We start from the raw sequence: 12,551 nt of genomic DNA on the forward strand, positions 1-12,551 counted from the left end.
ACGTAGACTGCCGGCCTCGGTGCGGAGGCATCCCAAGGAGTGTGGACGATGGATCCAGCGGCCCTGTTGAAAACGGCGGTCATCCTGCTGGGCGTCACCGCCGCAGGCGGCATCGCGATGGCGGCGCTGCGCTTCAGCGGTCACGACCGGCCGCCTTCGTGGCTCGCCATGCTGCACGGCCTGCTGGCGGGCAGCGGCTTGACGCTGCTGCTGTACGCCGCCTTCACCGCCGGCGTGGGAACGATGGTCTGGGGCGGCATCGCGCTGCTGGTGCTCGCGGCGCTGGGTGGCGTGTTTCTCAACCTCGCCTACCACGACCGGAAGCTGCCCCTGCCGAAAGCCATCGTGCTGGTCCACGCCGCGATCGCCGTGGTGGGCTACGCGCTGCTGTTCCTGAATCGCTGAGGCCCCCAGTTGCTGCGGACGCCGATCTCCAGGGAACGGGAGATCGCGCCTCGCGAAACTGAGGGCCCTCGCGGGTATTGGGCGATCGAGCCAACTGCGCACGGCCCTCTCGCATGCGCCCGGTGCGCTACGGGGAACTCGATTGTTCGCGACGCCCGTCGCCGTGCCAATGAGCTGTTCGTGCCGGTGGCGTGCATAGCCAGCGTGCGCGCTCGCAAACTCACTACTTTCTGATCAAGCTGGTCGGCGCATTGGCTCCAAAGCGCCATGCATTCGCGCACGCGAACGGCCGGTTGGCGGGATGGGCACGCACGCACCATGTGTCCGGATCCGGCCAGACCACATGGACTTGCCGCCTTATCTTCCTTCCATGGCCGCTTTGCACCCCGAACAGAGTCCCGTGCGTGCATCGCACGACCGCGTTGCCGGCTATGACTGGCGAAGCGTCGAGACCGGCCTCGACGACGAGGGCGTCGCGGTGCTGCCCGCGCTGCTCGCGCACACCGCGTGCACCGAACTCGCAGCGCTGTACGAGTCCGGAGGCGAGTCGACCTTCCGCAGCCGGGTCGTGATGGCGCGCCATGGTTTCGGTCGCGGCGAATACCAGTACTTCGACTACCCGTTGCCCGGCGTCGTCGCGCAGCTGCGCACCGCGCTCTACGGCCGGCTGGTTGCGACGGCCAACCGATGGCATGCATCGCTCGGACTGGAGCCGCGGTTTCCAGCGTCGCATGCCGGGTACCTGGCACGCTGCCATGCCGCGGGACAGGACCGCGCAACGCCGCTGCTGCTTCGCTATGGGGCGGGCGACTTCAACTGCCTGCACCAGGACCTGTACGGTGAGCACGTCTTCCCCCTGCAGGTCGTGGTCCTGCTGTCACGGCCGGGGACGGACTTCGAGGGTGGCGAGCTCGTGCTCACGGAGCAAAGGCCGCGCATGCAGTCGCGACCACGGGTCGTGCCGCTGCGCCAGGGCGATGCGGCGGTGTTCGCGGTCCGGCACCGGCCCGTGCCGGGCACGCGGGGCACCTATCGCGTGACCATGCGGCACGGGGTGAGCCGCATCCACGGCGGAACGCGCAGCACGCTCGGGCTGATCTTCCACGACGCGGCTTGAAGGAGTTCGCGCTCGGCCTCCCGCCCTGGGTGCGCTCATCCGTGCACTGCTCTTCCGTGTAGCGCCTCTGCGTGATTGCACGGCGGATGCATCTTGCGCAAACTGTTTCTTCAGAAGGTCAGTGGAGGAATCTGGAGCCCAGAGCTCGGCGGGTGCACGCGAGCCAGCGCTCCAACGAGGGGGACCACCGTGCTCGACACCGACAAGACCCTGCTCTTCGCCACCGTGCTCTTCTATGGAGCGATCCTGGTGGTCGGACCCATCTTCGTGGACGAGGCACAGCTCGACCTCGGCGGCGGCATCAGCATGGCGCCGAATGGCCAGATCCGCGTCAGCAATGCGCCACCGGTCGCCCCCATGCACATCCCGGAGGATGCCGAGATCGGCATCGCCGGAAGCGCGTCCGAGCCCTCGTTGCGCTGTGCGCAAGAGGATGCGGACGGACCGGTCATCTCCTGCGCTCGCCTGTTGTCGCTCGCACCTTGAGCGTGGAGGCTCGCTGCGCGCACGCCGCTGCGAGTCGACTCAGCCTGCGACGGCGAACAAGCTCTTCCCCTTCTGCTTCAACAGCTTCAGCACCCGCTGCGCGGCCGGCGACAGGTAGCCCGCGCGTCGGTGCGTCACGCCCAGGCTGCGCCGCAGCGTCGTGGCCTGGAGCTTGACCTCGCGCAACGCCGCGCCGCGCTTCAGCGCGAGCGAGTGGCGCGACACGAACGTGAGCAATTCCGTGCGCGCCACCATCCGCGGCAGCAGCGCGATCGAGCCGCTTTCCAGCTTCACGTCGGGCGCGGGCAGGCCGCGCGCGCTGAACGCGAGGTCCAGCCACTGGCGGCTGGGGATGTGCGCACTGGGCAGCGCCCAGCCGTACTCCAGCAGCGCGGGCATCTGCACCCGCTGGCGCCGAAAGATCGGATGGGAGCGGTCGGCCGCGACCACCACCACGTCCTCCACCAGCGGATGCGACACCAGCTCGGGGTCGCTGTCGACCGCCAGGCCCACCAGCAGGTCCAGCTTGCCCTGGCGCAGCTGCGCGCGCAGCTCGTAGCTGGGGCCAACCACCACGTCGATCTTCACGCGCGGCGCATCGGCCAGCACCGCCCGGCACAACTCGGGCACCAGGTGCTCCGCCGCGATCGGTCCGCTGCCCAGCACGACCTGGCCGGCGGAGCCCTGCGCGAAATCGCGCACCTCGCGCACCACCTCGTCGCTGGCCGAGCGCAGCAGCCGGCAGCGGGCCAGCAACACCTCGCCCACGGGCGTGAGCCGGATGCCGCGGCCGGCGCGCTCGAACAGCGGGCTGCCGATCACCTGCTCCAGCCGCTGGATGCACTTGGTCAGGGCCGGCTGCGAGCGGCCCACCTGTTCGGCGGCGCGCCCCAGGTGCCCCAGTTCCGCCACGGTCTCGAAGAAGCGCAGGTCGCGCAGGTGCAGGTCCATCGATTCGCGAAAGTGATGATTCGATACCCATTATCGAATGGACGGAATGAGTCGCGGCTCCCAGAATCCGCCGCCATGACGTTCGAAGTGTTCGTGACCGCGCCCCAACTGGCGCCCGCCGGCCTGGCCCTGCTGCAGCAGCAGGGCTGCACCCTCACCTTCCTGCGTGACGCGGACGACGCGGCCGAAGTGGAACGGCTGATGGCCGCCAAGCGCTTCGACGCCGTGATCTCGCGCACCGCGCAGCTTTCGGCCGCGGCCATCGCGGCCTGCCCCAGCCTGAAGGTGATCTCCAAGCACGGCATCGGCGTGAGCAACATCGCGGTGGACGCCGCCACCCGCCGCGGCGTGCCCGTGTACGTGACACCGGGCGCCAATGCGCAATCGGTGGCGGAACTCACTCTCGGCCTGATGCTGGCCGCCGCCCGCCGCATCGCGCACCTGGACCACGAGCTGCGCGCCGGCCGCTGGACCCGCGCGCAGGACGGCCTGCAGCTCGCGGGCCGGCGCCTGGGCCTGCTCGGCTTCGGGCAGGTGGGCCAGCGCGTGGCGCGCGTGGCGCAGGCGCTCGGCATGGAGGTGCATGCGCACGATCCCATGCTGCAAGGTCCGTCGCCCGTGCCCGGCGTACAGCTGCATTCCACCCTGGAGGCATTGCTGCCGGTGAGCGACGTGCTGAGCCTGCACGTGCCGCTCACGAAGAAGACGCGCGGCCTGATCGGTGCCCGCGCGCTCGAACTGCTGCCACGTGGCGCGCTGCTGGTGAACACCGCCCGCGGTGAGGTGGTGGACGAGCCCGAGCTGATCGCCCGGCTGCGCGACGGCCGCCTGGCCGGCGCCGGGCTCGACACCATGGCCATCGAACCGCTGCCGGCGGGCCACCCGCTCACGCAACTGCCCACTGTCGTCCTCACGCCGCACGTGGGCGGCTCCACGACCGCCGCGCTCGATGCGATGGCCGAAGGCGCCGCTCGCAACGTGCTCGGTTTCCTGCAAGGCCAGCCGCCCGATGCGCGCAGCTGCGTCAATCCCGAAGTTTTCGCCACCACCCCCACCTGACATGAGCAGCAACAACGCCACCTGGCCCGCGGGCTATGCCGTGAACCCGCGCGCCACCCCCATCGATCCCGAACTCGTCGCCGCCTTCCGCGGCGTGCCCGCCGCCCACGCCAGCGATTGCATGGGCCGCGGCGTCGGCGCGCTGGGCCTTCATGCGTACCACGGCGACCTGCGCCTGGCGCTCTGCGGCCCGGCCCTCACGGTGCGCGTGCGCCCGGGCGACAACCTGATGATCCACGTGGCCCTGCAGATGGCCCAGCCGGGCGACGTGATCGTGATCGACGGCGCCGGCGACCTCACGCAAGCCCTCATCGGCGGCCTGATGCGCACCACGGCGCAGGCCCGCGGCATCGCGGGCTTCGTGGTGGACGGCGCGGTACGCGACCTCGCCGAATGGGCCGAGGGCGGCATCGCCGTCTACGCCCGCGGCCACACGCACCGCGGCCCCAGCAAGGATGGCCCGGGCGAGGTGAACGTGCCCATCGCCTGCGCCGGCCTGAGCGTCGCGCCGGGCGACCTGATCCTCGGCGATGCCGACGGCGTGGTGTGCATCCCGGCCGCGCAAGCCGCTACGCTGTTGCCCCAGGTGCGGGCCCACGCGGCGCGCGAGGAGAAAATCCGTGCCGGCAACCGCGCCGGCACGCCGGACCCCGAACGCTTCAAAGCCCTGCTGCGCCAGAAGGGCTGCCCGGTCTGACGACGAGAACATCCAAGGAGACAAGAATGCAAAGACGCGACTTCCTCGCCGCCGCCCTCGCGGCCTCCGCGGCCACTGCCTTCGCGCAGGGAGGCGGCGCCTATCCCGCGCGCCCGATCCGCCTCGTGGTGCCCTTCCCGCCCGGCGGCGGCACCGACACCGCCTCGCGCATGGTCGCGGAGAAGCTCAGCACGCTGCTCGGGTGGACCGTCGTCATCGACAACAAGCCGGGCGCCGGCGGCAACATCGGGCTCGACGCGGTCGCGAAGGCCGTGCCCGATGGCTACACCATCGGCATGGGCCAGGCCGCCAACCTCGCCATCAATCCCTCGCTCTACCCAAAGATGCCCTTCGATCCGCTGAAGGACCTCACGCCCATCGTGTCGGTCGCCGAGCAGCCGGTGGTGCTGGTCGTGCGGCAGGACTCGCCCTTCAGGACGCTGGCCGACTTCGTGCAGGCCGCCAAGGCGAAGCCCGGCAAGATGGGCATCGCGCAGGCCGGCAACGGCACCGTGGGCCACCTGGCGGGCGAACTGCTGGAGCGGCGTGCCGGCATCCAGGTGCTGCAGGTGCCGTACAAGGGCGCGGGCCCGGCGATGACCGACCTTCTGGGCGGCCAGGTGGAGACCTACTTCGGCAGCACCGTGTCGGTGATGGGCCAGCTGGCCGCCGGCAAGATCCGCGCGCTGGCCGTGAGTTCGGCGCGGCGCATCAGCGCCCTGCCCAACGTGCCCACAGTGGCGGAGCAAGGCTATGCCGGCTTCGACGCGACGACCTGGCTGGGCCTGGTCGGTCCCGCCGGCATGCCGGCCGACGCGGTCGCACGCATCAACGCGGAGACGGTGAAGATCCTGGCGCGTGCCGACGTGAAGGACAAGCTGGTGCAGGAAGGCAGCGAGCCCACGCCCGGCACGCCGCAGCAGTTCGCCGCGCACATCCGCGCCGAGCACGCCAAGTGGGGTACGCTGATCCGCGAGGCCAACATCCGCATCGAGTGAGGCCCGTTCCAAGACGAAGGAGACATGGATGAAGACTTTGGTTTTGCGCGCGGCACTCGGCTGCGTTTTCGCCCTGCCGCTCGCCTGTGCGGCCCAGGCGCCGGCCTGGCCGGCCAAGCCCGTGACGCTGGTGGTGGGCAGCGCGCCCGGCGGCTCCAACGACACCTTCGCCCGCGCGATCGGCAAGAAGCTGTCGGAGGCCCTGGGCCAGCCGGTGGTGGTGGACAACAAGCCCGCGGGTGGCGGCGTGATCGCCAACGCCTACGTCGCCAAGGCGCCGCCCGACGGCTACAACCTGGTCGTGCTGTCCTCCACCTTCACAACGGGCGCGGCGATCCGCACCAACCTGCAGTACGACGCGGTCAAGAGCTTCAAGCCGGTGGCGATGCTGGGCAAGGGCCCGCTGCTGGTGACGGTGCCCAACGAATCGCCGTACAAGACGATCGGCGACCTGGTCGCGGCCGCGAAGGCGAACCCGGGCAAGCTGAACTACGGCACCTCGGGCGCCGGAAGCATCAACCACTTCGCCACCGAGCTGTTCTCCGATGCCGCCGGCATCAAGCTGACGCACGTCCCGTACAAGGGCATGGGTCCCGCCACCACCGACTTGCTGGGCGGCCAGATCCAGCTGCTGGTGGCCAGCGCGCCTTCCATCCTCGGGCAGGTGAAGGGTGGCCGCGTGCGCGCGCTGGCCGTGACTTCGGCCCACCGTTCGCCGGTGGCGCCCGAGCTGCCGTCGCTGGAGCAGTCCGGCTACAAGGGCAGCGCCAGCGAGCTGTGGTGGGGCGTGCTGGCGCCGGCGGGCACGCCGCAGCCGGTGGTGGACCGCCTCAATGCGGAGATCAACAAGATCATCCTGTCGGCCGAGATGAAGGAGTTCTTCCTCAAGGAAGGCGCCGAGCCCGCATCGATGAAGCCGGCGGAGTTCGAGGCCTTCATCGCCGCCGAGATCGAGCGCTGGAAGCAGGTGGCCAAGGCCGCCGACATCAAACCCGAATGAGGGGCGTGCAGTGAGCGCGGTCCCTGCCCAGGCTGTCGCCACCGGCGGCGGCTCGCGCACCGTGGCGCCCGGCACGCCGCGCAGCCTGCGCGGCATCCTGTCGCTCGACGACTTCGAGCCGGCCGCCCGGCGCGTGCTGCCGCGGCCGGTCTTCGGCTACGTGGCGGGCGGCTGCGAAACCGATGCCTCCCTTGCCGGCAACCGCGCCGCCTTCGCCGACTACGGCTTCGTCACGCGCGTGCTGCAGGGCGTGGCACAGCGCTCGCAGGCCACCATGCTGTTCGGCCGCACCTGGGATGCGCCTTTCGGCATCGCTCCCATGGGCATGTGCGCGCTCAGCGCCTACCGCGGCGACCTCGCGCTGGCGCGCGCAGCTGCGGCCTCGAACATCCCCATGCTGTGCAGCGGCACCGGCCTGATCCCGCTGGAAGAGGTGCGCCGCGCCAACGAGCACGCCTGGTTCCAGGCCTACGTGCCGGGCGAGCCGGCGCGCATCGAGGCGCTGATCGACCGGGTGACGCGGGCGGGCTACGGCACGCTGGTGGTGACGGCCGACACCGCCGTCTCCGGCAACCGCGAGAACCACGTGCGCGTGGGCTTCTCCAGCCCGCTGCGGCCCAGCCTTTCGCTGGCATGGCAAGGGCTCACGCATCCGCGCTGGCTGCTCGGCACCGCCTTGCGCACGCTGGCCACGCACGGCATGCCGCACTTCGAGAATTCGCAGGCGGTGCGCGGCGCCCCCATCCTGTCGCACAACGCGGTGCGCGACTTCGGCGCCCGCGACCACCTGGGCTGGGAGCACCTGCGGCTGATCCGCGCGCGCTGGCCGGGCAAGCTGGTGGTCAAGGGCATCCTGAGCGCGGACGATGCGCGATCGGCCCGCGATTGCGGCGCCGACGGCCTGATCGTCTCCAACCACGGCGGCCGCCAGCTCGATGGCGCGGTGGCACCGCTGCACGCCCTGCCCCAGGTGGTGGCCGCAGTGCCCGAGCTGCCGGTGATGATGGACAGCGGCGTGCGCCGCGGCAGCGACGTGCTCAAGGCGATCGCGCTCGGCGCCCGCTTCGTGTTCGTGGGCCGCCCGTTCCTCTATGCCGCCGCGGTCGCGGGCGAGGCCGGCGTGCGCCACGGCATTGGCCTGCTGCAGCAGGAGATCCACCGCAACATGGCGCTGCTGGGCATTTCGTGGCTGGAACAGGTGCGCGAGGGCCGTGTCGTCCCGGCCCGCGGACCGCTATCCTGCGGGGCATGAGAAGCAAGCTGTTCGTCCCCGGCTCGCGGCCGGAACTGTTCTCCAAGGCGCTGGCCGGCGCCGCCGACGCGATCTCCATCGACCTGGAGGATGCCGTCGTCGAGGATCGCAAGGGCGAGGCCCGCGGCCTCGTGCGCGACTGGCTTCGCTCCAGCCCGCAGGCCGGCGGCAAGCTGGTGATCGTGCGCGTCAACGCCATGGACACGCCGCACTTCGAGGCGGACCTCGCGGCCATCGTGCAGACCGGAGTGGATGTGCTGAACCTGCCCAAGCCGCAATCGGCCGACGACGTGCGAGCGGCCAGCGAGGCCATCGCGCGCGCCGAGCGGGCCAATGGCGTGGCACAGCCAGTGCGGCTGCTGCTGAACATCGAGACGCCGCGCGCGCTGCGCGACGCCGCCGCCATCGCCGGCGCCGACCCGCGCGTGATGGGCCTGCAGGTGGGGCTGGGCGACCTGTTCGAGCCGCTGGGCATCGCCCGGCGAGAGACGGCTGCCGTGCAGCAGGTGCTGGTCGCCGTGCGCATGGCCGCGGGCGAAGCGGGCGTGGACGCCTACGACGGCGCCTTCGCTGATGTGCGCGACAGCGAGGGCTACCTGGCCGAAGCGCAGCTGGCCCGCCGACTGGGCTTTGCCGGCAAGACCTGCATCCACCCGAGCCAGGTCGCTCTGGCCAACGAGGCCTTCCGGCCCAGCGACGAGGAGATCGCGCACGCGCTGCGGGTCGTGCAGGCCGCGCAGGCGGCCGGCGCGCAGGGCGTCGGCGCCTTCCTGGTCGATGGCCGCATGATCGACCGGCCTTTCCTGCTGCGCGCGCGCGGCATCGTCGCGACCGCGCACCGCCTGGGGCTGCTGCCCGAAGCCTGAATCCAGGGAGATTCCCCATGAGCCGAACTTCCGGACCGCTTGCCGGCATCCGCGTCCTCGACCTCAGCGCCTACATCGCGGGCCCCTACGGCTGCGCGCTGCTGGCCGACCTGGGCTGCGAGGTCCTCAAGGTCGAGCCGCCTGCCGGCGACAACCTGCGCAAGTACCCGTCCACGCTGGAGGCGGAAAGCCGCGCCTTCCTGGGCGTCAACCGCAGCAAGCGCGGCGTGGTGCTGGACCTCAAGCAGCCCGAGGACCGCGAGCGGCTGCTGGCCCTGGTGCGCACGGCCGACGTGCTGGTGCACAACTTCCGCCCCGAGGTGCCGGCGCGCCTGGGCATCGCCTACGAGCAGCTGTGTGCGGTGAACCCGCGGCTGGTGTACTGCGCCGTCACCGGCTATGGCGAGACCGGCCCGCTGAAGGACAAGGCGGGCTACGACCAGGTGCTGCAGACCATGACCGGCATGGCGGCGATGCAGGGCCCGTCCGGCGGCCCGCCCGAGATCCTCTATGGCTCGGTCGTGGACTACTACGCCGCATCGCTGGTGGCCGGCGGCGTGTCGGCCGCCCTGTACGAGCGCGAGAAGAGCGGCGAGGGCCAGTACGTCGGCGTGTCGCTGCTGCGCTCGGCGCTCGCCATGCAGTCGGCGCGCCTGGTGTGGGCCGAGGGCGAGCCGCGCGAGGTGGGCCGCGACATGCGCTCCGGCGGCATCACCGGCATCCATCCCACGCGCGAGGGCTGGCTCTACATCTCCGCGAACACGCCGCATTTCTGGCAGGCGCTGTGCGAGAAGACCGGCCTGGCGGAACTGATGGTGGAGCGCTACGACAGCGTGCGCAAGCGCGCGCAGCACGCGCAGGAGATCGTGCCGCGGCTGCATGCCGCGCTGGCGACGCGCAGCGCGCTCGAATGGGAAGCGCTGTTCGGCGAAGAGGTGCCGTGCGCGGCGGCGCGCGAGGTCGAGGACATGTTCGATTTTCCGCAGGCGCAGGCCGAGGCGCTGGTCACTCGCTTCGAGCATCCCGCGGTGGGCAGCTACCGGGGCTTCGCCGGCGCCTGGAAGTTCGACCGCACGCCGGGACCCGCCGCCTTCGCCGCGCCCACGCTCGACCAGCACGGCGAGCAGATCCGGGCCGAGGCCGATCGCCTGCGCGGGGGCTGAGGCGCGCCAACGCCCGCGGCGTACCATGCGCTCCTCCAACCGGGAGCGCCCATGATCGTCGTGCACCACCTGAACAACTCGCGTTCGCAGCGCGTGCTGTGGCTGCTGGAGGAACTGCAGCTTCCGTACGAGGTCCGCCGCTACGAACGCGATCCGCAGACGATGCTGGCCCCGCCGGAACTGCGCGCGGTGCACCCGCTGGGCAAATCGCCGGTGATCAGCGATGGCGACCTGACGCTGGCGGAGTCCGGCGCCATCCTGGAGTACCTCGCCGACCGGTATGGGGCCGGACGGCTGGCCCCGCTGGCCGGCACGCCGGAACGCACGCGCTTCAGCTACTGGATGCACTACGCGGAGGGCTCGCTGATGCCACCGCTGCTGCTCAAGCTGGTCTTCGACCGGGTGGAGTCGGCGCCGATGCCGTTCTTCGTCAAGCCGGTGGCGCGCGGCATCGCCGACAAGGTGCGCAAGGCCTTCGTGCTGCCGAACCTGCGCACGCACCTGGACTTCCTGGAGCAGGAACTGAAGGACCGCGACTGGTTCGCCGGGCCGGCGTTCACCGCCGCCGACGTGCAAATGAGTTTCCCGCTGGAAGCGGCGCAGGCGCGCGGCGGGCTGGACGCGCGGCGGCCGCGACTGATGGACTGGCTCGGGCGCGTGCACGCGCGGCCGGCCTACCAGGCGGCGCTGGAACGGGGCGGCCCCTTCGAGATCCTGGGCGGCTGAAGCTGGCGCCGCGCGGCGCCCGCGCGCGATCGCGCGGCACGTGCTCGCGCACGTTCCCGGGGCACCCGCAAGGTGCGCGCATCCCCTGCGCGCACCAAGAGACTTCGGTTCCACCCCCGACGGCGCACCGGGACATGGCATTCCCCCCTGACGGCACTGGCACGGTGCTTGCGTCTTCTGCTCCTGTCTGACCCCGGCCAACCCCGGCACCGAAGCTGAACTTGGTGCCGGCCTGCGCACAACGCCGTGCGCTTCCGATGCACAGCGCCGTGCATCCAGGACACCGGGCCGGCGGCGATCTTTCGCTCACGCGTCCCCATCGGGCGCGCGCAGCGATCCGACCTCCCCGCATTTCCGAGAAAACCCCTTCCAGGAGCTTCCAGTGGCCTACCTCGCCCCTTCCGAATTCGTCAGCAAGATGGTCGACGCCGGCGAATCCAAGATCTTCATGTCCACGCGCGACACGCTGGTGCGGGCCTACATGGCCGGCGCCATCCTCGCCCTGGCCGCGTGGTTCGCCGTCACCATCAACGTGCAGACCGGCCAGCCGCTGCTGGGCGCCGTGCTGTTCCCGGTGGGCTTCTGCATGCTGTACCTGTTCGGCTTCGACCTGCTGACCGGCGTGTTCGTGCTGGCGCCGCTGGCCCTCATCGACAAGCGCCCGGGCGTTACCCTGAAGGGCGTGCTGCGCAACTGGGGCCTGGTGTTCTGCGGCAACTTCGCGGGCGCCTTCACGGTGGCCCTGATGATGGCGATCTACGTCACCTACGGCTTCTCCACCGAGCCCAACGCGGTGGGCAAGGCCATCGGCGTGGTGGGCGAGAACCGGACGCTGGGCTACCAGAAGTTCGGCGCGGCCGGCATGCTGACGCTGTTCGTGCGCGGCGTGCTGTGCAACTGGATGGTGTCGGCCGGCGTGGTCGGTGCGATGATCTCCACGCACGTCAGCGGCAAGGTGATCGCGATGTGGATGCCCATCATGCTGTTCTTCTACATGGTCTTCGAGCACTCGATCGTGAACATGTTCCTGTTCCCCTCGGGCCTGCTGCTGGGCGCGCACTTCACCATCCTGGACTACCTGATCTGGAACGAGATCCCCACCGTGCTGGGCAACCTGGTGGGCGGCCTGGCCTTCACCGGCCTGACGCTGTACGCCACGCACGTGCGCACCGCGCCCAAGCGCTCCAGCATCGCCGCCGACGGCGACGGCCCGCTCAAGCGCGTCGCCTGAGCCGATGGCGGGCGCGCTGCAGGTCCGGGTCGGCCAGCACTGCGAAGCCGGCCGCAAGCCCGCCAACCAGGATTTCTGCGGCGCCACCGTCCCGGCCGGGGCGTCGCTCCACACCAAGGGCGCCGCCATCGCGCTGGCCGACGGCATCAGCAGCAGTGACGTGAGCCAGCTGGCCAGCCAGGCCGCCGTCTCCGGATTCCTGGAGGACTACTACTGCACGCCCGATGCGTGGTCGGTCCAGCGCTCCGCCGAACGCGTGCTGGCCGCCACCAACAGCTGGCTGTTCGCGCAGACCCAGCAGGGCGCGGGCCGCTGGGACAAGGACCGCGGGTGGGTCTGCACGTTCAGCGCGCTGGTGGTGCGCTCGCGCACGGCGCACCTGTTCCACGTCGGCGACGCGCGGATCTGGCAGCTCCAGGGCAGCACGCTGGAACAGCTCACCACGGACCACCGCGTCCACGCGGGCGGCGGCCACAGCTACCTCGGCCGCGCGCTGGGCGTCTCGGGCCAGGTGGAGATCGACTACCGCAGCGTGCCGCTGGCCGAAGGCGACACCTTCGTGCTGACCACCGACGGCGTGCACGAAGTCCTGCGGCCGGC

The 12,551-nt window shown here is 70.9% G+C and carries 14 protein-coding genes; 13 read left to right on the forward strand and 1 reads right to left on the reverse strand.

Going from position 1 to position 12,551, the window contains the following annotated elements:
• Positions 1–48: 48 nt before the first annotated feature.
• The 3 genes from AC1DSA_RS25430 to AC1DSA_RS25440 all read left to right on the forward strand — a co-directional run bounded on the left by AC1DSA_RS25430 (position 49) and on the right by AC1DSA_RS25440 (position 2,008).
• Positions 49–405 (forward strand): hypothetical protein, encoded by a 357-nt coding sequence (locus tag AC1DSA_RS25430; protein WP_477893928.1) that lies wholly within the window; start codon positions 49–51, stop codon positions 403–405.
• A gap of 370 nt (positions 406–775) precedes the next feature.
• Positions 776–1,522, forward strand: a complete 747-nt coding sequence (locus AC1DSA_RS25435; RefSeq protein ID WP_477893930.1) for a 2OG-Fe(II) oxygenase — start codon at positions 776–778, stop codon at positions 1,520–1,522.
• Between the two features lie 189 nt (positions 1,523–1,711).
• Positions 1,712–2,008: a hypothetical protein gene (locus tag AC1DSA_RS25440; RefSeq protein ID WP_477893932.1), complete on the forward strand. Its 297-nt coding sequence runs from the start codon at positions 1,712–1,714 to the stop codon at positions 2,006–2,008.
• Positions 2,009–2,047: 39 nt separating this feature from the next.
• Here the strand turns inward: AC1DSA_RS25440 and AC1DSA_RS25445 are convergent, their stop codons facing one another.
• Positions 2,048–2,959: a LysR family transcriptional regulator gene (locus tag AC1DSA_RS25445; RefSeq protein WP_477893934.1), complete on the reverse strand. Its 912-nt coding sequence runs from the start codon at positions 2,957–2,959 to the stop codon at positions 2,048–2,050.
• A 75-nt stretch (positions 2,960–3,034) separates the two neighbouring features.
• Between AC1DSA_RS25445 and AC1DSA_RS25450 the strand changes: the two genes are divergently transcribed.
• From AC1DSA_RS25450 to AC1DSA_RS25495, 10 genes are all read left to right on the forward strand, one after another.
• Entirely contained in the window at positions 3,035–4,018 is a 984-nt protein-coding gene (locus AC1DSA_RS25450) for a hydroxyacid dehydrogenase (RefSeq protein WP_477893936.1), read from the forward strand.
• A 1-nt stretch (position 4,019) separates the two neighbouring features.
• The gene (locus tag AC1DSA_RS25455) at positions 4,020–4,715 is read left to right on the forward strand and encodes an RraA family protein (RefSeq protein WP_477893938.1); all 696 of its coding nucleotides are present in this window, start codon (positions 4,020–4,022) and stop codon (positions 4,713–4,715) included.
• Between the two features lie 26 nt (positions 4,716–4,741).
• Entirely contained in the window at positions 4,742–5,713 is a 972-nt protein-coding gene (locus tag AC1DSA_RS25460) for a Bug family tripartite tricarboxylate transporter substrate binding protein (protein ID WP_477893940.1), read from the forward strand.
• Positions 5,714–5,741: 28 nt separating this feature from the next.
• A complete protein-coding gene (locus AC1DSA_RS25465) occupies positions 5,742–6,713 on the forward strand; it encodes a Bug family tripartite tricarboxylate transporter substrate binding protein (RefSeq protein ID WP_477893942.1) in 972 nt (323 codons plus the stop codon).
• Positions 6,714–6,723: 10 nt separating this feature from the next.
• A complete protein-coding gene (locus tag AC1DSA_RS25470) occupies positions 6,724–7,965 on the forward strand; it encodes an alpha-hydroxy acid oxidase (protein WP_477893944.1) in 1,242 nt (413 codons plus the stop codon).
• A complete protein-coding gene (locus tag AC1DSA_RS25475; RefSeq protein ID WP_477893946.1) occupies positions 7,962–8,831 on the forward strand; it encodes an HpcH/HpaI aldolase/citrate lyase family protein in 870 nt (289 codons plus the stop codon). Before AC1DSA_RS25470 ends, AC1DSA_RS25475 begins: the two co-directional genes overlap by 4 nt.
• Before the next feature lie 17 nt (positions 8,832–8,848).
• Positions 8,849–9,994: a CaiB/BaiF CoA transferase family protein gene (locus tag AC1DSA_RS25480; RefSeq protein WP_477893948.1), complete on the forward strand. Its 1,146-nt coding sequence runs from the start codon at positions 8,849–8,851 to the stop codon at positions 9,992–9,994.
• 51 nt (positions 9,995–10,045) lie between these two features.
• Positions 10,046–10,720: a glutathione S-transferase family protein gene (locus AC1DSA_RS25485; protein WP_477893950.1), complete on the forward strand. Its 675-nt coding sequence runs from the start codon at positions 10,046–10,048 to the stop codon at positions 10,718–10,720.
• A 382-nt stretch (positions 10,721–11,102) separates the two neighbouring features.
• Complete coding sequence (locus tag AC1DSA_RS25490; RefSeq protein ID WP_477893952.1) at positions 11,103–11,951, forward strand: formate/nitrite transporter family protein; 849 nt, start codon at positions 11,103–11,105, stop codon at positions 11,949–11,951.
• A 4-nt stretch (positions 11,952–11,955) separates the two neighbouring features.
• Positions 11,956–12,551 (forward strand): PP2C family protein-serine/threonine phosphatase (locus AC1DSA_RS25495; protein ID WP_477893954.1); only part of this gene is annotated, 596 nt, incomplete at its 3' end.

Source organism: Ramlibacter sp. P4_H7 (assembly GCF_056400765.1).

What these genes read in the sequence shown, in the direction of transcription:
- AC1DSA_RS25435 (WP_477893930.1), top strand. Translation starts at nt 776, where the DNA reads ATGGCCGCTTTGCACCCCGAACAGAGTCCCGTGCGTGCATCGCACGAC.
- AC1DSA_RS25485 (WP_477893950.1), top strand. Translation starts at nt 10,046, where the DNA reads ATGATCGTCGTGCACCACCTGAACAACTCGCGTTCGCAGCGCGTGCTG.
- AC1DSA_RS25480 (WP_477893948.1), top strand. Translation starts at nt 8,849, where the DNA reads ATGAGCCGAACTTCCGGACCGCTTGCCGGCATCCGCGTCCTCGACCTC.
- AC1DSA_RS25430 (WP_477893928.1), top strand. Translation starts at nt 49, where the DNA reads ATGGATCCAGCGGCCCTGTTGAAAACGGCGGTCATCCTGCTGGGCGTC.
- AC1DSA_RS25475 (WP_477893946.1), top strand. Translation starts at nt 7,962, where the DNA reads ATGAGAAGCAAGCTGTTCGTCCCCGGCTCGCGGCCGGAACTGTTCTCC.
- AC1DSA_RS25465 (WP_477893942.1), top strand. Translation starts at nt 5,742, where the DNA reads ATGAAGACTTTGGTTTTGCGCGCGGCACTCGGCTGCGTTTTCGCCCTG.
- AC1DSA_RS25445 (WP_477893934.1), bottom strand. Translation starts at nt 2,959, where the DNA reads ATGGACCTGCACCTGCGCGACCTGCGCTTCTTCGAGACCGTGGCGGAA.
- AC1DSA_RS25460 (WP_477893940.1), top strand. Translation starts at nt 4,742, where the DNA reads ATGCAAAGACGCGACTTCCTCGCCGCCGCCCTCGCGGCCTCCGCGGCC.
- AC1DSA_RS25455 (WP_477893938.1), top strand. Translation starts at nt 4,020, where the DNA reads ATGAGCAGCAACAACGCCACCTGGCCCGCGGGCTATGCCGTGAACCCG.
- AC1DSA_RS25450 (WP_477893936.1), top strand. Translation starts at nt 3,035, where the DNA reads ATGACGTTCGAAGTGTTCGTGACCGCGCCCCAACTGGCGCCCGCCGGC.